The organism is Candidatus Neptunochlamydia vexilliferae, assembly GCF_015356785.1.
In the GTDB taxonomy this organism is placed as follows: domain Bacteria; phylum Chlamydiota; class Chlamydiia; order Chlamydiales; family Simkaniaceae; genus Neptunichlamydia; species Neptunichlamydia vexilliferae.
The window spans coordinates 74,564-95,838 of sequence record NZ_JAAEJV010000003.1; the positions used below are offsets into that span (position 1 = coordinate 74,564).

The window sequence follows — 21,275 nt, forward strand, 5'->3', positions numbered from 1 at the left end:
ATGAAATGCAACTTTTTCAAAAAGGACTTGTAAAATCCAAAAAGAGCTGTATAATGGAGATTAAAACTCCAAAACGACATGCTTGAGCGACTCTTAAAACTTCCAAAATCTCTAAACCAGAGCTTCTTCCTGTTTGGGCCTCGGGGAACAGGCAAAACCTGGTGGGTAAAGGAAACCTTTCCTGAAGCCCTTTATATCGACCTTTTAGACACAAGGCAGTATTCTGAGCTTCTTGCGCAGCCCTACCTTTTGGAAACATTGATCAAAGGAAATCCTAGTGAATGGACGATCATCGACGAGATTCAGAAAGTTCCACAGCTGCTCGGCGAAGTCCATCGTCTGATCGAGTCGAAAGGATATAAGTTTATCTTAACAGGGTCAAGCGTTCGAAGCCCCCATAAAAAAGGGGTGAATCTCCTAGCTGGCCGCGCATTGATGTTCCACATGCACCCCCTTTCTTACCGAGAACTTGGGGCGGAGTTTAACCTCGATCATTCTCTAAAATATGGCCAGCTTCCTTTTGTTTATACAGGTGCTAAACCGGGGCTTTATCTTGAAACATATATCAATACCCACCTCCGCCAAGAAGTCCTCCAAGAAGGACTCACCCGAAACCTAGGAACCTTTTCCCACATGCTTGAAATCGCGAGCTTCTCTCAAGGATCGGTTCTAAACTATTCCGAAATTGGACGGGAAATCAAGGCAAACCACAAGCTTGTCGAAAGCTACTTTCAAATTATCGACGATCTACTTATTGGGATGCGCCTTACCGTCTTTGCAAAAAGGGCAAAAAGGCGCTTGATCGCCCATCCAAAATTTTACTTCACAGATGTGGGGATTTTCCGAACCCTTCGCCCTCGTGGCACCCTCGATTCTTCCATTGAGATTGAAGGAATTGCTTTAGAAACATTATTTCTTCATGAGCTTCGCCTCCTGAATGACTATGAGGAACTCGGTTACTCAATCCATTTCTGGCGCACATATGGCGGTCAAGAGGTTGACTTCATTCTGTATGGAGAAAAAGGGTTCCATGCCTTTGAAATTAAAAGATCTGATAATATTTCTCCTAAAGATCTCAAAGGATTACGTGCGTTTCAAAAGGATTATCCCGAAGCGGAGCTTTATCTCATCTATGGGGGAAAGTGGGTGCGCAAGGAAGGAAACATCCTCCTCCTCCCCTTTGAAGAGGCCTTAAAGCGCCTCCCCAAATTGCTTGACGTAAGTCCTCCGTAAAGGGTAAAATTGTCCCCACTATGGAGTTTAATCACCGCACTTATGAACCTGGGCAGACCATTGCCGCTGTTGCCACCCCTCCTGGCGAGGGAGGGATCGCTGTTGTCCGGATTGCAGGGGACGAAGCCCTAGACGTTGCCGATCAGATTTTTTCGGGACCGATCAAGAAGTATAAGAGCCACACCGTCCACTTCGGAAAAATTTTGGGGGCAGATGGAGAAGTGATCGACGAGGGACTTGCCGTCGTCATGAAAAATCCCTGCTCCTATACGGGAGAAGATACGGTCGAGATCCACTGCCACGGTGGGGTCATCATTACCCGAAAAGTTTTGGATGCCGCTCTTAAGGCGGGCGCGCGCGCAGCTCTTCCCGGAGAATTCACCTTCAAAGCATTCCAAAATAGAAAGATCGATCTGACGCGGGCCGAGGCGGTCCAACAGGTGATCGCTTCAAAAAGTGAGCTGGCTTGGCAGGCGGCTGAAAGTCACCTCGAAGGGAAGCTTTACAAGAAGATTAGTGAGTTCCAGACAAGACTCACCTCGATCGCTGCAATTTTAGAGGCCTGGGTTGACTTTCCGGAGGAGGGACTCGAGTTTGCCTCGAAAGAAGAGCTTTGCGGAGATTTACAAGAGCTGATCAGATGTAAAGCGACTTTACATCAAACATTTTATGATGGAAAGATGGTCCGGACTGGGTTTTCTCTCTGCTTGATTGGGGCTCCTAATGTGGGAAAATCGTCCCTGATGAATGCTCTGAGCGGAAAAGAGCGATCGATCGTCACAAACATTCCGGGAACGACGCGCGATGTTTTAGAAGAGGATGTGGAGATAGCGGGAATGAATTTCCGGCTGATCGACACGGCAGGGATCCGGGAAACCGAAGAGGTCGTTGAAAAAGAGGGGGTCCGCCGCTCTGAGAAGGCGGCGAAAGGGGCTGATCTGATCTTGGTCGTGTGTGATGTGACCGATCCGGAGCCACCTGCGCTGGCTTTACCTGAAAAGAAGACGATTGCGATTTGGAATAAGGTTGATTTAGAGCATGGCGCGCTTCCACAGCTCCCCTATTCCCATCAGGTCAAGATTTCGGCTAAAGAGGGGGAGGGAATCGAAACGTTAAAAAGTGAGATCCATCGGGTGATTTGGCAGGAGGGACCTCCTTCCAAAGAAGAGGTGATCTTAACGAGTGAGCGGCACCATCAAGCCCTTGGGAACGCGATCGAAGCTCTTGAAAAAGTTCTGTCGGGTTTACAAACCGAGATCTCTCCAGAGTTTTTGGTTTCTGATATTCGGTTGGCATTAAAAGAGCTGGGAACCATTATTGGGATGAACATTACAGAAGAGGTCTTGAGCGCCATCTTCTCTAAATTTTGCGTAGGAAAATGAGTAAAGCCGAAACGATCCAGAAAATCCTCGACGAACTCTTCCCCGATCCCCCGATTCCCCTGAAACACCAAGACCACTATACCCTTCTAATCGCTGTCCTCCTATCAGCCCAGTGCACAGACAAAAAGGTGAATGAGATCACTCCCACACTCTTTTCAAAAGCCTCCACCCCCGCAGCCATGGCCCAACTCCCCGTCTCAGAAATCGAAACCATCATCCGCCCCTGTGGCCTCGCCCCCACCAAAGCCCGCAACATCCAAAAACTCTCCCAAATCTTGGTCGATACCCACCAGGGAAAAGTCCCCTCTACTCTCGAAGAGCTTGAAAAACTTCCCGGCGTCGGCCACAAAACCGCCTCGGTCGTCCTGATCCAAGCCTTTGACACCCCCGCTTTCCCCGTCGACACCCACATCCACCGCTGCGCTCATAGATGGGGCCTTAGCTCCGGTAAAAACGTCGAGCAAACCGAAAAGGACCTGAAAGCGCTTTTCCCCGAGTCTTCCTGGAAAAAGCTCCATCTCCAAATCATCTACTACGCCCGCGAATACTGTCCCGCTAAAAAGCACCAAGTCGATACCTGCCCGATCTGCACAGCCCTCAAGTAATCGATCGCCACATCCAAATTCGGCCGCCTTCGGCGGCAAGTTTTTTTCTAAGTTTCTAAAATCTAATAACTAAAAATCTGGCTAAAAACTAAGAATCCAAGAACTAATACCTAGTGGAACTCTCTGGCAGCAGCCACGCCGAGGAAGGGGAAGTCGCTCCAGCCGAAGTGGGGGACGCAGAGCCCCGAGGCGGCGAAGCCGCCAATGGCCGCAGGCCATTTGTTATTATTCACCTTCTCCTGACAACGGGTATAGGTCAAAGGGCTACCGCTGTAGAGCCTTTTTCCTGAGCGGGCGTGCTCCATGAGAATCGTGACCGCTGCTTCGAGCGCTTTGGGAAGGGTATAGGGTTTCTGGCTCTTTTGGCTGAGGGCTTTGACGAGGCTTTTCTGGTCATTATACTTTTTATTGCGACTATCGGGGATAACGTCGTGGCTCATCAGGAGCCAGTGGGAATAGAGAACCCCTTGATCTCCTAGCTCTTCTACGTAGGCAATGTAAGTCCGACACTTTGTGGCATGGCCACCCCCTAGAGGCTTTTCGATGAGCGCTTGAAGGGCATTTAGGGTCAAGGACTTTCCGTTGACCGTTTTGGGAATGAGGGTGAGGAGATGGGTCTCCTTGACCTTTTTGCCGCTCCAGATCGAACAGGGGCTATTGAGGATCTCTTCGATATTCAAGGGCAAGGGGGGTACCTCTCCGACTGGCCCAAAGTATCTCTCCCACTCTTTGGGTCCAAAGGCCATTGGGGGAATGGGGAAAGAAAGGGAGCTAGACCTTAAGGTTGAGATGGAGCTGCTGCTTGAGGCGCTTGAGCTGGAAGAGGAGCTGCTTTGGAGGAGAGCTTTTGTCTGCTTCTGGTTTTCTTGAAGGCTTTTGTATAGGGCTTTTTCCATGCCGCAGGGAATGGCATTTCCAAGGAGATCAAATGTCACCAAGGTTTTGCTTTTTGTGGCAGCTTGCATCAAGGAAGCGACCTCTTTTTCCGATAGTGGAAAATAGGAAAGTACTAACCGTCTTAAATTGCGATTTTTTTCGATCATTTGGATCATACTGGGAACCGCTTGAGGATCAAGCGGTCCTCTACCAAGTTCTAAAGTGGTCAACGTTGAACTTCCAATAATTGCTTGTATAAGGGGGGCAAGACCTTCTTTGGAAGTGGCGTCAGCGGAGATCTTAAGGTCGATAAGGGTTCGGCTTTTTTTTACGATCTCTGCGATTACCTGGAGACCTGGAGGAGTTAGTTTTCCCTGGCTAAGGTCGAGTTGGGTTAAAGACGAGGAAATGAAATTTTGGATGGCTTTTTGATTTTCTTTGTCGTTAGGTCCTTTGTTAAACTGTCTAACACGTCCCTGTTGGCTCAATGCTTCTTGGATCGCTTGGGCATCGATGTGGGGGGTGTTTTCTAGATCGAGCTTTGGCAGATGGAGAATGTCTAAAATAAGGGTTGTTAGATTGGGGTTTTTATTGGCTTTGAGGACTTTGAGGGAGTGGGATTTTAGGCGGATGGAGGTGAGACTGTCACATCGGGCGATGTGGAGTTCTTGAAGTTTGAGAAGCTCTAGAGAGGTTGAGCTAAAGAACCCTCGGTCTTCAAAATATCGAAGCTTTGGGGAGCCGCTGAGGTAGAGTTTTTCAATGTTGGGAGCTTCTTTGGGGAGGTCGCTGAGACTTTCTAAGTTGGAACCGCGGAGGTCAAGGATTTTTAGGCCGTGGTGGAAAAATGGGGTGAGCTTTTCGGGGGTCAGGATGGTGCAGTGGGGGATACGGAAGTTGGTCATTTTTTTGTTTGTGAGGAGGCTTAGGCTTTCGAAGAGAAGGCGTTGGCGGTTTGGGGTGGGGAGCTTTGAGAAGTTGATTTCAAGGCCATCTTTGAGAAGATGGCCTTGTCCTTTCATGGGGAAGGCGATGAGCTCTTGTTTGGCTTTTTCGAGGGTGTAGAGTTTGTGGTTTTCGATTTCTTCGTGTTTGGGGATTTTACCGAGGGTGGCTTTCATGGCTTGGGGGGTGGTTTTGGAGCGGTCTTCGCGAGCTCCGGTTGCTTTTTTGAGGCGGGTTTCGACGGAGCCTGATTTGAAGGTGTAGGCTTTTTGGATATAGGGGCCGATGAGGCTGGTGCTGAAATCGTCTTTGTGGAGGTTGACGAGGTGAGAGAGGAGGGTGTTAGCGGTTTGGGGCTTTTTTAGGGCTTGTTGGAGGGTTTTGAACTGAGTGCAGAGGGTGGCCATTTCTCCTTCTCGGAAGAGGAGGGTGGGGGTGAATTGGTTATCTTTGTCTTCGTTGTAGAGTCTTTGTCGTTCTTTGTGGGTAAAGAGGGTGGTGTATTCTTTTTCTTTGGCTTCGAGGTCTTTGACCCAGCTGGTGAGGATGAGTTGGGGATCGAGGTTGAGGAAGTCTTTTACTACTTCGGGATGGAGCTTAAATTGGGGATCGATGCAAAAGAGGACGGAGCAGAAGTGGATGGTTGATCGGCCCCAGTTTTTGACGATGGGGGCGACGAAGGCGATGTCGTTGTCGATGCAGTGGAGTTTTCCTTGGTTGAGGATGTAGTTGGAGGTTCTGCCGTCTCCGGGGCGGGTGAGGATCGTTGTGAGGAGGTTCCAGGTGAGGTGTTTTGAATCGAGCTGTGGGGTTGTTTTGCTAAGGGCTGTTTTGAGGTTTTCTCCGGGGATGGTTTCTGAGATGAGGATGGGATAGGGTTTTTTGCCGGGAGGTTCTAGGCGGGCGAGTTCTGTTAAGGGGGTCCCCTCTCCAGAGAGGCGGGAGGTGAGGTTGTAGATGGCATATTCCATGAGGGGATGGCTGGGTTTTTGTTTGACGTGGAAGTCGAGTCCTTCCCACTTAAGGCGGGCGACGTTGTGGAGGCTACCTTTGTATTGTTTTTGGATGTTGTTATGGGAGTCGAAGATTTGTTTGCCTACCTTTTCTTTGAGGTAGCATTGACCGAGGGTGGGGCTGCTGATTTTGATGGGGGTGGGGTTCTGTTGGGTGAGTTTTTTGAGGGAGGCTTGGAAGGCTTTTTCTTTCCTGAGGTTTGATTGGCGGGTTCCATCTGGACTGGGAATAAGGGCGAGCCTTTCGAGGGTCTTTTTTTTGTTTAGCCGATCGAGGGCATCAAGATAAACCGCTCTTAGGTCTTCTCGATTGATCCTGTCGTAATATCCTTGGTGAAACTTCGTAAAGGTCTTTAAGTCGACCAGGCCTGTGACAAAGACTTCGAGGTGCTTGGTCATTTGGCACATCTTGGAAAGTTTGGGGTTGGGAAGGTGGATGGCTTTTTCAATCTCTTTAAAGCTGAGGTCGAGCAGGGAGATGTTACGAAAGTGCTTTGTAGTTTCTTTGAGATGGGCGTAGAGGGGCTTTAAGATGAGAAAATGTACATTCAGAAGGAGCTGTTGCTCTTTTTGGGTTAGGGTTTGGAATTTTAGGGTCTCTTTTTGCTCTCCGGCCTTCAGATGAGACCGCACACGAAGTCGGTAGAGGTCGGTAAGGGTTTGTTTGATGAGGTGTGTACTATCTTGATCAAAAACCTTTTTGGAACTCAAGTCGTTCAAGATATCAAGGGTGTTTTTTTCTCGGCAGTTGAAGTGGAGAGCAAGATCGCTTAATAGGTGGTAGAGAGGTTGGATAAATTGCTCTTTGAGGTTTATCTCAAAGAGCAATCCTCCCTTCCAGGCTTCGGGGTAGTCTTGGAGACGTTTTTCGATGAGTTTTTGTGCGCGTCTTTCTCGTAGGACTTTGTCGTTTAAGGTCTTTATGATCTCTTCGTTTAATGCTTTGAAAAGGGTATCGGTAGAAGCTCCTATCGAAATACTTTTTAAGAGGGTGTTTTTAAGGCTATTGGGGGCGTAATAACGGTCCTGATCGACGGGGCGGAGGTGTTCTCCCATTTTTTTGGGGGTGCGGATGAATTCTGAGGTGACTCCGGGGGGATCGAGGTGAAAGCCTGACTTGTTTTTCTCTCCTAGGGTAGTGAAGATGATGTTTGAGGAGGCGGTTTCTCCCAAGCTGGTGATTTGGAGGTGGAGGAGGTCGTTCAAGGTTTGGAAATAGGGGAGGTGTTTTTCGTCTTCGATAAGGATAAAGTATTCGAGGTCGGAGTAGGGGCACATTTCTGAGCGGGAGAGGGAGCCCATGGCGCGGATGTCGTAGTGGCAGGGGGGCTGTCCGAGGATGGCGAAGGCATCCTCAAGAAGAGGGGTAAAGAAGCGGTGAAAAGCCCTGGTGATCGCATTTTGAAAGTCTCCGATTTTAGGAGACGATTGGGCAAAGGTTTGGCGGAAGATGTGGAGGGCAGTCCGGTACTTTTCTGTGAGTGGGATCGATTGCGCTGGGAAGGGGGCATCGACCAGCTGGCTAATTTGACTTGCAAACGGGCCAAATGTTTTGATTTTGTTCTCTTTGAGGGAGGTTTGGACGGCGCGAGCTTGTTTATGAAGCTCCTTGATCAAGGAGTGGTGCTTTTCTTCGGGGCAGTAATTTTTGAGTTTAAAGATTCCCTCTAAAATTCGCTGGTACTTTTTTGTGTCTCCTCGGTTTTTGGCACTTTCTAAGCTTTCTCCAATTACCCCTCTTTTAACGGTTCCTTCAACCACCCTAATCAAAATACTGGAGGCTTCTTGGTGGAGTAAGGGAAGGTATTTTGGATGGGAACGGCTCGCGATGTTGAGCGCTTGGGCGTAGTGACTCATCGCAAGGGTCCAAAGTTGAAAGTTCCTTTGTGGGGCAAGCTTGAGCTGCTTTTTTCCACAGGCTTGGGCGAGGAGGAGCTGCTCTTCGCTCAGGGATGGGGAGTGTGTTAAGAGAAGGCGTAGTGAAGAGTAGAGCTTGTCAAACCTTTCTCGATCGAGTTTTGGGATAAGGTCGAGGACCATACGGTAGAGCGCTTTGGTATCCGAGAGGGAGGTTTTGCTCAGATCTTGCAAGGCGAGTTGGATGTTTTCCACTCCATCTTGGTACTTTTTTTGGGTGATGTTTTTTTTGATTCTTTGTAGGAAGGGGGAACTGTTTGAGTGGTTTGAAGAGGATGAGGCAATGATGGACATGGGATGGCTCCTGGATTAAAAGCTTAATAATAGCTATCTGAACCAATCGCAAAAATCGATTAACCAGTAATTTTGCAATTGGCTCCTTGGTTAAAGGTTTGAGATGAACTGCTTATTAACTTTTTTTAGGGGTTTATGGGAGGTGAAGTAAGAGGTAAGGGTTTTGAGGATGCTGGAGGGGAGACCGATGGTTTGGATGAGGGGGAGGTGGTCGCTTGGGTTTTGGGGATCGCCAAGCTTGAGCTCTTTGAGAGGGAGGTAGGTAGAGGCTTTTTCGCTGGTGAAGATGAAATCGAGGTTTCGTTTGGGGAGCTTTTGGGAAAAGGGGTTGTAGTTGGTGGAGGCTTGAGCGTTTGTATAGGAAAAGCCTTGGTTTTGGAAACATTCGTGGATGCCGGTATAGATGGAGGGGTCTGAGTTGGTATCGCTGCCGATGAGACAGAGGTTGTAGGAGTTTTCTGCTGTGAGGGTTTTAAGGATGAGAGAGAGCTTGGGCTCGGTCTCTTTTTGGAGGGTATGGAGGGTATCTTGGTGTTGGGGATGATCTTTCGATTGGAGTGCTTCGAGATTGTAGCCGATGATGTGCATGGAGGCGATCCTGACTACCTTGTTTGTCTGCTGGTCGAGGAGGTCAAGTGCAATGAACATGTCTCCCGATTGGAGACTTCCGGCAAGAGGGGTGAATCGTTTGGGGTTCCAGACGATAGCCTCTCCCGATTTTCTCCCGATCCAATGATACTCCTTGGGGTCGAGCCAATGGTCGAGAGCATCCCAGCTCTCTTGGAGGGCAAAGATTTCAGCTCCATAATTTTTTAGTAGAGCGATCACTTTTTTTCCCATTTCATTGCGGGTGTCTTCGGAAAATTTTTTCTTGTCCAGTTTATGAATAGCGAGGTAGTCTGAGTAGGAGGCGGTGTTATAGGTGGCTAGGGTAACGGTCATGGTTTTCTCCTATTTGTTGGATAGATGGCTGCAACTTGCAGCAGAGGTGCTTGTTTTTCCCTTGGGTTCTTGTTTGGCTGTCAGGCGGGAATAGTGGACTCCTTTGTGGTAGATAACAACTTCTTGGCCATTTTTAGCTCCGAGAATTCGTGGTTTTTTGCTCTCTTCGGAAAGAAGGAGAAGCTTTTTATTAAAGAGGTGCGCAGCTAGGGCAAGCTCGTTATCTGTGAGGTAGTAGCTTGGGGAAAGGGCAGTTGCTTTGTAGGTGTCGATCTGTTTGAGGAGAAAGTTCTCAATCCTAAGGTCTGCTTTGATCCATTTGTTTTCTCGCTCTTGGATGGTTTTTTTGAGCTTAGAGAGATGGTCTGCAGAGAGGTAATCGTCTGAAAGAAGGTCACGAATCGGCTCAAAGGCATCAAAGCAGGCTTGAGGGTTCTTTTTTAGTAAACTTACAAGCTCTTCATTGTCTAGAGATTCCCACTCTTTGAATTTTTTGGTTCCTTTTTTCGCTCCTCGTCTAATGAGTCGCATAAGGGAAGGTGAGAAGTCTTCGATGATTTCTAAGTAGAGGTCTGAGAGTTTTTTTGTTTCTTCATCTACCGCTTTTTGGATGGCTTCACGCTCTTTTTTATAGTTGGGGAAGTTTGAAAAGAAGTCTTTTAGGCAGGTGGTGACAAGCTCTTGGTGTTTTCCTTTTTTGATCGTATCGGCAAGGGCGGATAGGAAGGCTTTTTTTGCTCCTTCCTGCACTTTTTCTTTTTTTAGGGCGGCCTCTTTTGAAATATAGGTCCACCATCCTTCTGAGGAGACTTGTCCGATAAGGGCATGGATGGCGCAGGCTCCATCTCCCAAGGTGGGGTTTTGTAGGGAGTAGGATTTTCCTTCGATTTCAAAGACCTCGGGCTGGAGGTTTGCTGATAAAGGGATGTAGGTGCTTTCTAGAAGTTGTTTGGTTCCTTTGTCTTGTGCAACATAGATGGTTTCCTTGGAAAGGTCCTTAAGCTTGGGATTGAGGAGAGTTGAGGTGATTTTTTCGTAGAGCTTTTGGATGATCGTATAGTGGCTAAGTGTGGTTCCTTCTGTGGAGACATTCTTGAGGATTTCTAAACTTTTTTGGGTATATAAAATGGGAAGGACCCGGTGGCTTCCTACCTTTTTTCCTCGTTCGATGAGTTCATCGAGGCTATTGGGTCCTTTTTGTGGGGAACTGTAGTTGGGGTGGGTGAGAAGGAGTGTGGCTATTTCGACAAGGTCCCCTTCAACGGCATAGCGGAGGGGGGAGTCTCCCTTGACATCGGTTTTTGAGAAGTCGAGTTTTTTTTCGGCAACTAAGAGTTTAACCATGGCAAGGTCTGCATGAAGTGTTGCATCATGAAGGGGGGTTTTGGAGGCGTCGTTAGCAGCCTGTGCATTGACATCGGCCCCATTTTCGAGGAGGAACTGGGCCATCTCTAACTGAGAGTTAAAGGAGGCCATATGGAGGGGTGTTCGATCGTAATAGCCTTTAGTATTGATATCAAATGTTTTTAGGAAGAGTTTAGCGGCCTCTTTCATTCCATATTTTGCTGCTAGGTGGAGAGGGGTATACCCTTCAGGATCTTTTCTGAGGTGCTTTTTTAGCTGGGGGCTTTGAGTGATTTTTTCTAGGAGGAAAGCTCCTGCATCATGGGCTTTAGCATCGCTCGATGTTGCGGTGTTGAAAGGGGTTTCTCTTTTTTTGTTTCTGAGCTCGAGCCCTCCCTCTTTTTGCTGCTCTTCTTCGATTTCAAAGAGGGCCCGGAGGTTTTCAACGCGGTTTCCTCTTGCGGCAAAATGGAGGGGAGAGTCTCCATCGCTATTTGTCATATGGACTGAAAACCCAATTTTCGCGAGGAAATGGAGGCTTTCTGCTCGTCCTTTTTCTGCGATCAAGTGGAAGAGTGTGGACCCCTTTTTATCGGTGTTTCGTTGCAGGTTAACCCCAAACTCAGTGAGGGCGGTTGCTAAGGGAATATCTCCCAATTTAAGGGCTTCTAGCATCAGGTTGGTGAGATCTTTTTGGGTAAGGCTATATTTTCCACGCCCTATTTTGTAGAAAAGAGAGCGCCCCTCTTTTTTAGCAAATTCGATGGTTTTGATGATTGACGGGCCATTAAATTTTTTGTTTTTTCCAAGAACAACCTTGAGGTGAGGGTTGCGGCTCATCAGCGTCACCACTCCATTGGGTGTGATCTCTGAAGCTTCTTCAATGATAACCTCTTGAGGTTTGAGGTCTTCAATCAGCTCTAAAAGGTCGTGGTCGGCAAATCGGGTTTTCACAAGTGGAAGGGATTGGTTTTGAGGGAGTTTTTGCCAAGACTCTTTAACAATCTTGAGCTGCTTTTTACCGTCAACTGCAGCAAGGGCTTTTTTTAGGAAAAGGGGGGTGAGCTCTTCGATGCTTACAGCTAGGTGCTTTTCTTGTTCTTCATACTGACCGGGAAGGGATTGGGCCTGTTTCTTAATGGTTTCTATCGGCTTTTCAAGGAGCTCTTCAATAGGGAGCGTCTTCCACTGGAAAAAGAGTCTTTGTGCCTCAAGAATGTTTCCTTTTGTTTTATTCAGAGCGACTTGGTAGGTTTCATGGATAAGAGGAAAGGTAAGTTTGAAAAGGTCGTTATGGGTTTGTTTGGGATTCTTAATTAGCGACTGTTGGAGGAGCTTCATGGTATGGTACAACGAGAAGAGGTTTTTATCAGATAAGCGCAGAGGGAGATCAAGATCTTTTATTTCTCCCATGCTCAGAGCTCCTGAGGTGTGAAGATCTTTGACGAACCGGGTATTGTATTTTCTAAGCTTTTGAAGCCAATTGAAAAATTGGGCTTCGATATCGATATGGATGAAGTTTTCGACAAATTTTTCATCGATTATATCTTCCATCATTGGGAGAAGAAAGAGAACCGTTCTTAAGCGGACAACATGGGTTCCTTTGAGGGATCTGAGAGTCGGTTTATTCATGACTCTATCGTTATCGACTCCAATAATAGAGGCTTTTTTCCCATTTTTCCCTTTCTGCAAGATGTAGTTATCTGCCCTTGCATCATCGGGGCGAAGTGTAAGAGCAAGGATGACCATTGTTGAAAAGTTGTAGGGATCAATATTGTTTCGGACCTCTTCTTTATCAGCTTTTTGCAAAAATGTATGAAAGCTTTGCCCCTTGATTCCTATAGAGGCTTGAATAAGCTCTTGGATATGATGTTCTTTAAAAGGATGGGATTTAAACTCCGCATGACTTTCGATAAATTCCTTTTGTGTGGTCTCAGAGCTGGTGTTTCTTGAGAGAAGATTAATAAAGAGATTTCCTTTGACCTTAGCCGGCGATTGGGGCTCTCTAATAAAGACATTTTGTACTTTAAAGAGTGAGGTTGGAGGTGCCCCAAAACCAAAAAACAGGTAGTTGAACTCTGTGACAGCATATTCTTTACCAGGGGTTAGTGGATTAATAACGGCCCTTTTGTAAAATACATTATTTTCTTGATCGTGGTAGACAGCGCTTGATCCGTGTTTGTTGGAACGGGTATCTCCGAAGTATGGGCCTCTAGAGATCAAAGCTCTTCCCCGCTCTTGTGTGAGATTTTTGCAGGTTACAAAGCCATTAACCTTTGCAATGAGTCTAGCAGGTCCTTGGAAAAGGGCTGTTCTTGCCTTTCCCTTGGATTGACAGGCTGCTTCGATATAGGTTTTATAGCAGAGAGAAATTTTTTTTAGGGAGTCAGTCATGCTCTCATATTTTTTAGCTTTCAGCAGCTCATCAATTGTTTGAACCTTCTCTTGTAAGGTGGCGAAGAGTGGGTGTTTTTGAGTTAAAGAGTCTTTTTCATACTGGTACCACTGCTTTTCCTTGTGGGGATAGAGATATTTTTCCGGAAAATCTAGGGTTTTTAAAAAGTCGGGGAGTTGTCGCTTTTTTCTCAAAGTGCTGAGAGCTTTAAAGATTTGAAACTCCTTTTTGACAAAAACAGAGCTTTTATCCTTGATCTCATTATCGCAGATGCGTTGCTCTAGCTGAAAGGTTTTTTTTAAAAAAATATTTTGATTGTCGATTAGGTTTGCCATTTCTTTACCTCTACTTAATAAAAACATAATTGATTATTTAATTTTTATTTATTTTGAGTCAACAAAAAAGTTTAGGGAACAAAAGAGTAAGGAGACTCGACGGCGATATCGGGGTTTTCCGAAGAGACAACCCAAAGATGGGTATGTCCTGGGGTAAGAAGAGAGCGCAATTTTTCCTCATCGATCTGTATAGAAACAGCTTCTCCATCGACCTTTTTCTCAAAAGGAATGAGGTGGGTCACACGGGGGGTAGCGCTCATATCAATCGCAAGAAGATCGAGCTTGGTATAGTAGGTAGGACTATGGAGGCTTAGAACAACTTTTCCATCTACTTTTTGGGCAGAGCGGGTAAAAAAAGGTTTCCGCCTGGGAATGTCGGTAAAAGGGGAGTAGAGGCCACTTCCCGAGTCAAGAGCCCGCATCTTAAACTTTAGCGCTCCATCACGGATCTGCATCCAGTAGGGGAAAGGAAAGGTGGGGTGACTCTTATCAAAATAAAGAACGATCGGCTTATCGGAAAGATCGCTCTCGTCATGGGGCCACCGGGTAGTATAAACATCATACTCGGGGTCTTTGATCTTTTTGCCTTCGATTGTTTGGGGTGGGCCCCAAGGGCGATGTCCTACTTTTCCAGGGGTGGCCGTTGCTCCCTTTTGGAAACGTTCCTCTTCAGAAAGTGCCTGGAGTTTTAAAGAGAACAGGGGAATCAAAAAAGCGTTCATCTCTTCAGTACGCACCCACGCTTTTCGTGTCACTGAATAACATTCGGTCACCGCTCCTTTTTCTAGGTCCATTTCATAGAGGATCCAAGAGGTGTTGCCGGGGGACCCTTTTTCGACCCATCTTTTCCAATCGATCTTTTTTGCCTTGTGGAGGGGAATGCTAATCTCTTCAAAAATGAGCTTATGGTCCCGAACTGTATGGAGGTGCAAGAGAGAGACGAGCTGATTTTGCTCGGTCACGATATAACTTCCCACTTCGGCCACTTCGAATTTATCCTTCAAAGTGAGCCCAAATAAGGAGTGCGCTAAAAAAATAAAGAGGAAAAAAAATGTCTTCATAGCCGAAATTTTACCACAAAGAGGTTTTCTTCAAAAGGGAGATCAGGTAAATATATGAGTATAAAACCGGAGCAATGATAATGAAATTTTGGATTTTACTAGCATGCCTTTGCTTTTCCCTTCAAGGGATGGCTCTTGTCAAGGAGCAGCCCCCCTCGAACTGGAAGCAAGAGGTCACAACGATCGATGAAGCAGTCGCAAAACTCACCGACCTAAGGAACAAAGAGCTCGCCAACGCCGCCTGGGCTCAAAATCAGGGGGATCGCCTCCAGTTCCAACCCCATAACCTCAATGATGCTAGACGCTATTGGAACGAGGCCGATACGAGCCGAGAAATCGCCGCCCGCTACCAAGAAGAAATCGATAAATTGGAAGCGCGCAAAGTAACCATCCTAAAGCAGCAAGGCATCGATTATAACCCCCAACCATGATTTATAAATCTTCCCTTGCCCTTTTAACCGACCTCTACGAACTGACAATGGCTTATGGGTATTGGAAGCTGGGGATGATGGATCGAGAAGCGGTCTTTACTCTCTTTTTTCGTAAACGTCCCTTTGGAGGCAATTATGCTCTAGCAGCTGGCCTTGAAACAGCAATCGAATTTATCAAAAACTTTCGGTTTGAAAAGTCAGACCTTGACTATCTAGAAAGCTTAACATCTCCGAATGGAGAGCCCCTTTTTGAAAAAGGATTTCTCGACTATCTCAGCACCTTCACCTTTAACTGCGACATCTTTGCGATGCCCGAAGGGACCCCCGTTTTCCCCTATGAGCCACTCATCCTTGTCCGCGGACCCATTTTGCAGGCGCAGCTTCTCGAAAGCGCCCTTCTTAACATCGTCAACTTCCAGACTCTCATCGCCACCAAAGCAGCCCGGATCTGCGCTTCAGCAGAAGAGGATGAGGTGATCGAGTTTGGCCTCCGCCGCGCCCAAGGAATTGATGGAGCTTTCTCAGGAACGCGGGCCACCTTTGTCGGAGGGTGTCAGTCGACATCCAACGTTATTGCCGGGAAATATTTTGGGATTCCGGTGAAGGGGACCCACGCCCATAGTTGGATCATGGCCTTTGATAGAGAGGAAGAGGCCTTTGATGCCTATACCGATGTCCTCCCCGATAACTGCATCTATCTTGTCGATACCTATGACACCGTGGAAGGGGTCAAAAAAGCGATTAAAGTGGCCCAAAAAAAGAAGACCAAGATGCTGGGTGTTCGCCTGGATTCAGGCGATTTGGCGCAGTTGAGCATCAAGATCCGCAAACTCCTCGATGATGCGGGCTTTGAAGATGCCAAAATTATGGCGAGCAACGAGCTCGATGAGCTCATCATCCGCGATCTCAAACAGCAAGGGGCAAAGATCAATGTTTGGGGAGTGGGGACCAACCTGATCACTGCCACAGATCAGCCCGCTCTCGATGGCGTGTATAAACTTGCCGCTATCCAAAATGAGAAAGGGGAGTGGGTCTACAAGCTCAAAATTTCAGAGCAGCTTGTCAAGACAACCAATCCGGGGATTTTGCAGGTCCGCCGCTTTTATGATCGAGAGAAAAAAGCCCTTTGTGATATGCTCTACGACATGGAAATGGGCTGCGAAAAAAACTTAGAGCTGATCGATCCCCTTGATCCCACAAGACGGAAGCAAATCGATAGTGGGGAAGGGCGCGATCTTCTCATCCCTATTTTTAAGCGGGGGAAACAGGTCTACACCTCCCCCTCTTTACAAGAGATCCAAGCCAACACCAAAAAAGAGCTCGAGACCCTTGACCCTCACTACCGCCGGTTCCTCAACCCCCACATCTACTTTGTCGGCCTTGAAAAGGGGGTTTACGATCTTAAAATGCGCCTTATAGACGACATCAAAGGGCATCCATGACACGGGTCCTTATCATTGTTGACCTTCAATATGACTTTATGCCGGGGGGAGCCCTTGCCGTTCCCGAAGGAGATCGGGTGGTTCCCATTATTAACCGCTTAGTGGGGAAGTTTGACTATACCATTGCTTCCCAAGACTGGCACCCAGAAGGGCATATCAGTTTTGGGCAGTGGCCCGTCCACTGCGTGGCAAAAACTCATGGAGCCGCTCTTGTCAAAGAGCTCAAGCGAGATCACATCGACCGTTACTTCCATAAGGGAACTGATCTCAAAGTCGATAGCTACAGCGTCTTTTTTGATAATGATAAAAAAACAAAAAGTGGCCTCGACGATTTTCTCCAAGAAAAAGGGGTGACCGAGCTCTATATCGTGGGCCTTGCCACCGACTACTGCGTCAAGTTTACCGTTCTCGATGCCCTTGAGCTGGGCTACGAGGTGACAGTACTTAAAGATGGCTGCCGCGCCGTCCATGATGAAAAGGGGGCTTTAGAAGAAATGGAAAAAGCTGGCGCTAAAATCATCACCTCAAAAGAGGTCTCTTGATGCGGGTCATTAGCGGCACTTTTCTCATTGCAGGGACGATGATTGGAGCAGGGATGCTGGGGATCCCCCTTGTGACGGGGGCGTCAGGCTTTTTACCCGGGATCTTGGTCACGACGATTGTCTGGTTTTTTATGTATTGCACCGGCCTCCTTTTTTTAGAGGTGACCCTCTGGATGCCTGATGGGAGCAATGTCCTCTCCATTGCCCACCGCTTTTTAGGGAAGGGAGGACGCCTTTTTTCAGGGGCAATGTTTATTTTCCTCTACTACTGTTTAATGATCGCCTATTTTGCCGCGGGAGCCCCCCTTTTAGCCGAGGGTTTTTCAGCTTTTGGAATCACCTTTACCGGGTGGGAGATGTTTGCCCTTTTTGGGGTTGTTTTTGGAGCTGTAGTAGCCATTGGTCCCAAGTCAATCGATCGGGTCAATATCATGATGAGTATAGCAATGATCGCCGCTTGGTTTGTCCTCATTGGAAGTGGAGCAGAGGACGTGAAAACAGAGCGGCTCACCTCGACGAAATGGTCTTCAATGCTTTTTGCAATGCCTGTCCTCTTTAGCGCTTTTGGGTTTCATAATGTGATTCCCTCTCTGTGCACCTATCTCAAAAGGGATAAGCGGGCGCTCCGCTTCGCCCTCTTTTGGGGATCGCTCCTCCCCCTTATTGTCTATATCGTTTGGCAGTGGCTCATTATCGGAGCCGTTCCTCAAGAGACGATTGCTCAGGCGCTCCGAGAAGGGGTTCCCATCACCACCGCTTTTCAGTCGGTAACCGGGGAGACCCTTTTCATCCGAGTGGGGAGCTTTTTTGCCTTCTTTGCCATCGTCACCTCCACCTTGGGGGTAGCCTTTTCAATGGTTGACTTCCTTGGCGATGGGTTTCGGCTTAAAGAGCGGACAGGGCTCAAGCGGCTTGGCCTCACCCTACTGACTTTCATCCCTCCCTTTACTTTAGCTGCCCTCAACCCCGATATTTTTACCACGGCTCTTGGCGTGGCAGGGGGATTTGGAGAGGCTTTTCTCAATGGTCTCCTCCCGATAGGGCTCCTCTGGATCGGAAAATATAGCTATAAGCTCAAGGCAGACCTCACCTGGCTCGAAAATAAAGGGGTTTTAGCCCTTTTAACAGTCTATACCCTCTTTGTAATTGCCATAGAATTTAAAATAGTTTTTATGTCTTCTTAATAAATCAAGCTTATTTTATGATTGAATTTGTTTGAGAGCATCGCGAGCCGCATTCCGGACAATTTCGGGAAGAGCGGGGTGGATGTAAATCATCTCAAGTAGATCGTGGAGGGTCGCATCCATCTGGATGGCAAGGATCAACATGTGGACCATGTTGGACGCTTCCTCCCCAATAATATGAGCACCTAGGAGCTTTAAAGAATGTTTTTCGAAGAGGAGTTTCACGAACCCCGTTTCTGGAAGAAGAGCCATGCCACGAGCGCTCGCAGCGTAGCTATTTTTTCCGACGATATAGGGGACCTTTGTCTCTTTGAGTTCGCGCTCCGTTTTTCCCACCCCCGCGATCTCCGGACAGGAGAAGACAGCGTGGGGGACACCCTTGTAGACGATGGGGAGGTCGCTGGGACTCTCAAAGAGGGTACGGAATAAGTAGGTCCCTTCAAAGTTGACCGAGTGGCGGAAAAGATAATTGCCCACGCAATCGCCAAGAGCCCAGACATTTTTTTGCGTCGTCCTTAAGTGATCATCGACCTTGATAAAGCCCTTTTCATCGACTTCGATATCGGTCCTTTCTAGATGAAGGGTATCGGTCCATGGCTTAATCCCTGTGGCGACGATGAGGGCATCTCCTTCCGCTTTTTGAATCTTTCCCTCCCCATCTTTATAGGTGACGGTAAAGGTCTCATCTTTATATTCCACCTCTTGGAAGTCACACTTGAGGCGGAGCTTGACCTGTTTTGCAAACGCCTCTTGAAAAGCTTCCCGCACATCATCATCTTCAGGTCTAAGGAGGATGCTTCTCACCAAAAATTCCGTTTCCACACCGATCGCAGAGAAAAAATAGCCGAGCTCTGTTGCGATAAAGCCACCACCGATCACAATCAATTTTTTCGGTTTTTTGAGGTTGCGGAGTGCCTCTTGATAGGTCATGTAGGGGGTCCCTTCCAATCCAGGAATTTTAGGAATGGCAGCTCGCGCGCCTACCGCTAAGAAAATCTTATCGGCGGTGAGCCGCTCTCCTCCCGCCTCGAGCACTTCTTTATCAACAAAGTGGCCCTCGTAGGGGTAGTAGTCGATATTGGGGTGGTCGTGATAATAAGGGGCAATGCTTTCTGATTCTTTGTCGATGGTTTCAGAGACACACTGGACCAAATGCTTAAAGTCGATCTCAAAAGAGCCCTCCATCTGAATCTCAAAGCGGACCGCATCTCGAATCAGAGAGGCGAGCTGAGCGGTGTGGATGAGCATCTTAGAGGGGATACACCCCCGATTCAAACAGGTTCCCCCAAGGGGACCTTTTTCAATGATCGCCACCTTCTTCCCCAGATTGGCGACCGGGGTCACCAGCTTGGTGCCCCCACCCGATCCAATCACAATCACATCATAATGTTTACTTGTCATAAGGCTTAAAATAGTCCTCTGTACTCCAAACTTCAAGGAAATTTTTACCCCTGTTGCATCCCTATTCCCTTTTCGGTATAACCCGGAGTGCTACTACTGTCAAATGAGGGGATTTTCGATTTTTTTTCAGGTTTATGGGGGCAAAATGACCACATACTTGATTAAAGTAGGGGTCATTTTGCCCCTCTGAACCTGGAGGAAAAGAAAAATTCAAGCAATTGACAGTAGTAGCACTCCGGGTTATAATGAGGGAAAAAAGTAGGATTTGACTTATGAAGAAGTGGATATTCATTTTTTTAGTCTTTGGCGTTGCAGCCTTTGCAGATGAAAAAGAAGATCGAGCAAAAGATCTTTATGGCTTTACCGAAGCGGTTTTTGGGATGCTTAGGGAAGAATCGCAGATTATCGACCAAAGCAAGCGAGAGGCGTTTGCCAAAAGGCTTCATGTCTATGAAAAGGATGTGAACCCAGAAATTTCTGCATTAGCAGAAAAGTTCATCTCTTCCTTTGAGAGTGGGGAGCAAGAGGATCTAGGGGAGGCCGTATCTTCTCTAGGGCGTCTTCTCAAGTGTTCGGTCGATGATAAGTATTATCGCTACAACACCTCTTATGTTCTCCATAAGGGAGGGATCCAAAAAGAGCTTGCCTTTATGGAAAGTGCTCTTGGGGATCGGTGTCCTCACGATAAGGGTCTTAACTATCACAAGGTGATGATCGAGTCCCTTGCTGAGAGGCAGTATGATCTAGCGCTTTACTCTTACTTAAAGATCGCCGAAGCCCGCTGCGTTAAGTAACATCAGTTCTCTAATCGCGCAGAAGTCAAGCTTTTTCCTTAAAAAACCTATTTTTATGAAAAACGTCCATGGTTCTCTCCGGGGTCTTCCTTGAGGAATATTAAAATTTCCTCGCCCCAACATACTTTTCGAAGAATGAGCAAGACAATGTTTTGGACGGCTTCCAATTGAGCCAACTCAGGTTCGTCATTTACTCTTTCCTCGGGTTTTTCATAATTTTTTTAGCTTCTGCTTTTTCTCTTTGCATCCTCCTTTCTATTTAAAGGAAGGTTTATAGTTCTTCTTCTAGGGCGAGGTTGTTCATAAGTTTACAGCCTGCTGTGAACTTATGAATGACCGAAGCCCTGCTGGTTGTGGGTCTGTTTGCAAACTTTGTTTGTGAACATATCCACAACCCTATGCTGCTTTTTTCTTTTCTTCTCCATATACAAAGTCTGTTTTATCCAACATCATCCGATGCATAATCACTGCTAATTTTCTTCCTACTGCCATAGAAGCTTTTTTCATTGTGTCTATGTCTATTGGTGGCATTATACCCTTCTTCTAAACGAGAAAGGTTTAATGCTAATGCCTTGTTCCACAAAAACCTACAACACCCAACATATTCTGATAGCTGCTGGTTTAATTCCTTGTTTGTATTAATGCGAAATCGAAAGGCTTTGCGAATAATCATAGAGACATTTTACTCTTTGGTCTATGCCTAAGTCAACAAAAAATTTAAGAAGAGGAAGGTCGTGTGTTTTTCTATTACATACTCATTTGGTCTTTGTTACAAAGTATCGAAAGAGGGTCTTCACGAAAAGGGTTCTTAAGGAGCTAAGAGAAATCTTCCAAAAGGTCTGCCAAGATTTTCAAGCAGAGCTTATAGAATTTGAAGGAGAGTACGATCATGTACATCTACTTATTAACTACCCTCCAAAGGTTGCTATCTCTAACTTAGTTAACTCATTGACAGTTAAGCCACTGGTTTGACCAGTGGACTTTCAAGGCTTGGCCTTAAGATTTAGTGAAAAAAGACGATGTTGTATTTTCCTTGTTGGGCTTGGCAGACCAACAAAGGAAAAAATTATGAATACAACATCGTCTTTTGAGAGTTTATCTCATTCTAAATGGGATTGTAAATACCATATCGTGTTTAT

At 46.9% G+C, this 21,275-nt stretch carries 14 protein-coding genes and 2 pseudogenes; 9 read left to right on the forward strand and 7 right to left on the reverse strand.

The window, feature by feature from the left end:
* The first annotated feature begins 78 nt into the window (after positions 1-78).
* Genes NEPTK9_RS01380 through nth form a run of 3 tightly spaced genes read left to right on the forward strand, consistent with a single transcriptional unit; the run spans position 79 to position 3,220 of the window.
* Positions 79-1,233 carry an ATP-binding protein gene (locus NEPTK9_RS01380; protein ID WP_194847035.1) on the forward strand — a complete coding sequence of 385 codons (1,155 nt, stop codon included), beginning with the start codon at positions 79-81 and terminating at the stop codon, positions 1,231-1,233.
* A gap of 20 nt (positions 1,234-1,253) precedes the next feature.
* Positions 1,254-2,615: a tRNA uridine-5-carboxymethylaminomethyl(34) synthesis GTPase MnmE gene (gene mnmE / locus NEPTK9_RS01385; RefSeq protein WP_194847036.1), complete on the forward strand. Its 1,362-nt coding sequence runs from the start codon at positions 1,254-1,256 to the stop codon at positions 2,613-2,615.
* Positions 2,612-3,220: an endonuclease III gene (nth, locus tag NEPTK9_RS01390; RefSeq protein ID WP_194847037.1), complete on the forward strand. Its 609-nt coding sequence runs from the start codon at positions 2,612-2,614 to the stop codon at positions 3,218-3,220. The genes mnmE and nth overlap by 4 nt, the downstream gene beginning before the upstream one ends.
* A gap of 110 nt (positions 3,221-3,330) precedes the next feature.
* Here nth and NEPTK9_RS01395 read toward each other — a convergent pair whose 3' ends face one another.
* The 4 genes from NEPTK9_RS01395 to NEPTK9_RS01410 all read right to left on the reverse strand — a co-directional run bounded on the left by NEPTK9_RS01395 (position 3,331) and on the right by NEPTK9_RS01410 (position 14,342).
* Entirely contained in the window at positions 3,331-8,265 is a 4,935-nt protein-coding gene (locus NEPTK9_RS01395) for a putative nucleotidyltransferase substrate binding domain-containing protein (protein ID WP_194847038.1), read from the reverse strand.
* Positions 8,266-8,355: 90 nt separating this feature from the next.
* Positions 8,356-9,207: an endonuclease/exonuclease/phosphatase family protein gene (locus tag NEPTK9_RS01400; protein ID WP_194847039.1), complete on the reverse strand. Its 852-nt coding sequence runs from the start codon at positions 9,205-9,207 to the stop codon at positions 8,356-8,358.
* 9 nt (positions 9,208-9,216) lie between these two features.
* A complete protein-coding gene (locus NEPTK9_RS01405) occupies positions 9,217-13,281 on the reverse strand; it encodes an ankyrin repeat domain-containing protein (RefSeq protein WP_194847040.1) in 4,065 nt (1,354 codons plus the stop codon).
* Positions 13,282-13,352: 71 nt separating this feature from the next.
* On the reverse strand, positions 13,353-14,342 hold the full coding sequence (locus tag NEPTK9_RS01410; protein ID WP_194847041.1) for a hypothetical protein: 990 nt from the start codon (positions 14,340-14,342) through the stop codon (positions 13,353-13,355).
* Positions 14,343-14,422: 80 nt separating this feature from the next.
* Between NEPTK9_RS01410 and NEPTK9_RS01415 the strand changes: the two genes are divergently transcribed.
* The 4 genes from NEPTK9_RS01415 to NEPTK9_RS01430 are packed head-to-tail and all read left to right on the forward strand — an operon-like array spanning position 14,423 to position 17,941.
* Positions 14,423-14,773: a hypothetical protein gene (locus NEPTK9_RS01415; RefSeq protein WP_194847042.1), complete on the forward strand. Its 351-nt coding sequence runs from the start codon at positions 14,423-14,425 to the stop codon at positions 14,771-14,773.
* On the forward strand, positions 14,770-16,215 hold the full coding sequence (locus tag NEPTK9_RS01420; RefSeq protein ID WP_194847043.1) for a nicotinate phosphoribosyltransferase: 1,446 nt from the start codon (positions 14,770-14,772) through the stop codon (positions 16,213-16,215). The genes NEPTK9_RS01415 and NEPTK9_RS01420 overlap by 4 nt, the downstream gene beginning before the upstream one ends.
* The gene (locus NEPTK9_RS01425; RefSeq protein WP_194847044.1) at positions 16,212-16,757 is read left to right on the forward strand and encodes an isochorismatase family protein; all 546 of its coding nucleotides are present in this window, start codon (positions 16,212-16,214) and stop codon (positions 16,755-16,757) included. The genes NEPTK9_RS01420 and NEPTK9_RS01425 overlap by 4 nt, the downstream gene beginning before the upstream one ends.
* Complete coding sequence (locus tag NEPTK9_RS01430; RefSeq protein ID WP_228546959.1) at positions 16,757-17,941, forward strand: amino acid permease; 1,185 nt, start codon at positions 16,757-16,759, stop codon at positions 17,939-17,941. The genes NEPTK9_RS01425 and NEPTK9_RS01430 overlap by 1 nt, the downstream gene beginning before the upstream one ends.
* A 15-nt stretch (positions 17,942-17,956) precedes the next feature.
* Here the strand turns inward: NEPTK9_RS01430 and NEPTK9_RS01435 are convergent, their stop codons facing one another.
* Entirely contained in the window at positions 17,957-19,342 is a 1,386-nt protein-coding gene (locus NEPTK9_RS01435) for a dihydrolipoyl dehydrogenase (RefSeq protein ID WP_194847046.1), read from the reverse strand.
* A gap of 272 nt (positions 19,343-19,614) precedes the next feature.
* Between NEPTK9_RS01435 and NEPTK9_RS01440 the strand changes: the two genes are divergently transcribed.
* Positions 19,615-20,136 (forward strand): hypothetical protein, encoded by a 522-nt coding sequence (locus tag NEPTK9_RS01440; RefSeq protein WP_194847047.1) that lies wholly within the window; start codon positions 19,615-19,617, stop codon positions 20,134-20,136.
* Between the two features lie 396 nt (positions 20,137-20,532).
* Here NEPTK9_RS01440 and NEPTK9_RS09805 read toward each other — a convergent pair whose 3' ends face one another.
* Positions 20,533-20,667, reverse strand: coding sequence for a hypothetical protein (locus NEPTK9_RS09805; RefSeq protein ID WP_267239219.1), 135 nt, complete (start codon positions 20,665-20,667; stop codon positions 20,533-20,535).
* A 16-nt stretch (positions 20,668-20,683) separates the two neighbouring features.
* Positions 20,684-20,809 (reverse strand): annotated as a pseudogene (locus tag NEPTK9_RS09950) (helix-turn-helix domain-containing protein); the annotation flags it as partial.
* 23 nt (positions 20,810-20,832) lie between these two features.
* On the opposite strand from NEPTK9_RS09950, the pseudogene tnpA reads away from it, so the two are divergent.
* A pseudogene (tnpA, locus tag NEPTK9_RS01450) lies at positions 20,833-21,087 on the forward strand (IS200/IS605 family transposase); the annotation flags it as partial.
* Between the last annotated feature and the right edge of the window lie 188 nt (positions 21,088-21,275).

Excerpts from the sequence above, each read along its gene's own strand:
- NEPTK9_RS01380 (WP_194847035.1), top strand. The coding sequence starts at position 79 with ATGCTTGAGCGACTCTTAAAACTTCCAAAATCTCTAAACCAGAGCTTC.
- mnmE (WP_194847036.1), top strand. The coding sequence starts at position 1,254 with ATGGAGTTTAATCACCGCACTTATGAACCTGGGCAGACCATTGCCGCT.
- nth (WP_194847037.1), top strand. The coding sequence starts at position 2,612 with ATGAGTAAAGCCGAAACGATCCAGAAAATCCTCGACGAACTCTTCCCC.
- NEPTK9_RS01395 (WP_194847038.1), bottom strand. The coding sequence starts at position 8,265 with ATGTCCATCATTGCCTCATCCTCTTCAAACCACTCAAACAGTTCCCCC.
- NEPTK9_RS01400 (WP_194847039.1), bottom strand. The coding sequence starts at position 9,207 with ATGACCGTTACCCTAGCCACCTATAACACCGCCTCCTACTCAGACTAC.
- NEPTK9_RS01405 (WP_194847040.1), bottom strand. The coding sequence starts at position 13,281 with ATGGCAAACCTAATCGACAATCAAAATATTTTTTTAAAAAAAACCTTT.
- NEPTK9_RS01410 (WP_194847041.1), bottom strand. The coding sequence starts at position 14,342 with ATGAAGACATTTTTTTTCCTCTTTATTTTTTTAGCGCACTCCTTATTT.
- NEPTK9_RS01415 (WP_194847042.1), top strand. The coding sequence starts at position 14,423 with ATGAAATTTTGGATTTTACTAGCATGCCTTTGCTTTTCCCTTCAAGGG.
- NEPTK9_RS01420 (WP_194847043.1), top strand. The coding sequence starts at position 14,770 with ATGATTTATAAATCTTCCCTTGCCCTTTTAACCGACCTCTACGAACTG.
- NEPTK9_RS01425 (WP_194847044.1), top strand. The coding sequence starts at position 16,212 with ATGACACGGGTCCTTATCATTGTTGACCTTCAATATGACTTTATGCCG.
- NEPTK9_RS01430 (WP_228546959.1), top strand. The coding sequence starts at position 16,757 with ATGCGGGTCATTAGCGGCACTTTTCTCATTGCAGGGACGATGATTGGA.
- NEPTK9_RS01435 (WP_194847046.1), bottom strand. The coding sequence starts at position 19,342 with ATGACAAGTAAACATTATGATGTGATTGTGATTGGATCGGGTGGGGGC.
- NEPTK9_RS01440 (WP_194847047.1), top strand. The coding sequence starts at position 19,615 with ATGAAGAAGTGGATATTCATTTTTTTAGTCTTTGGCGTTGCAGCCTTT.
- NEPTK9_RS09805 (WP_267239219.1), bottom strand. The coding sequence starts at position 20,667 with ATGCCACCAATAGACATAGACACAATGAAAAAAGCTTCTATGGCAGTA.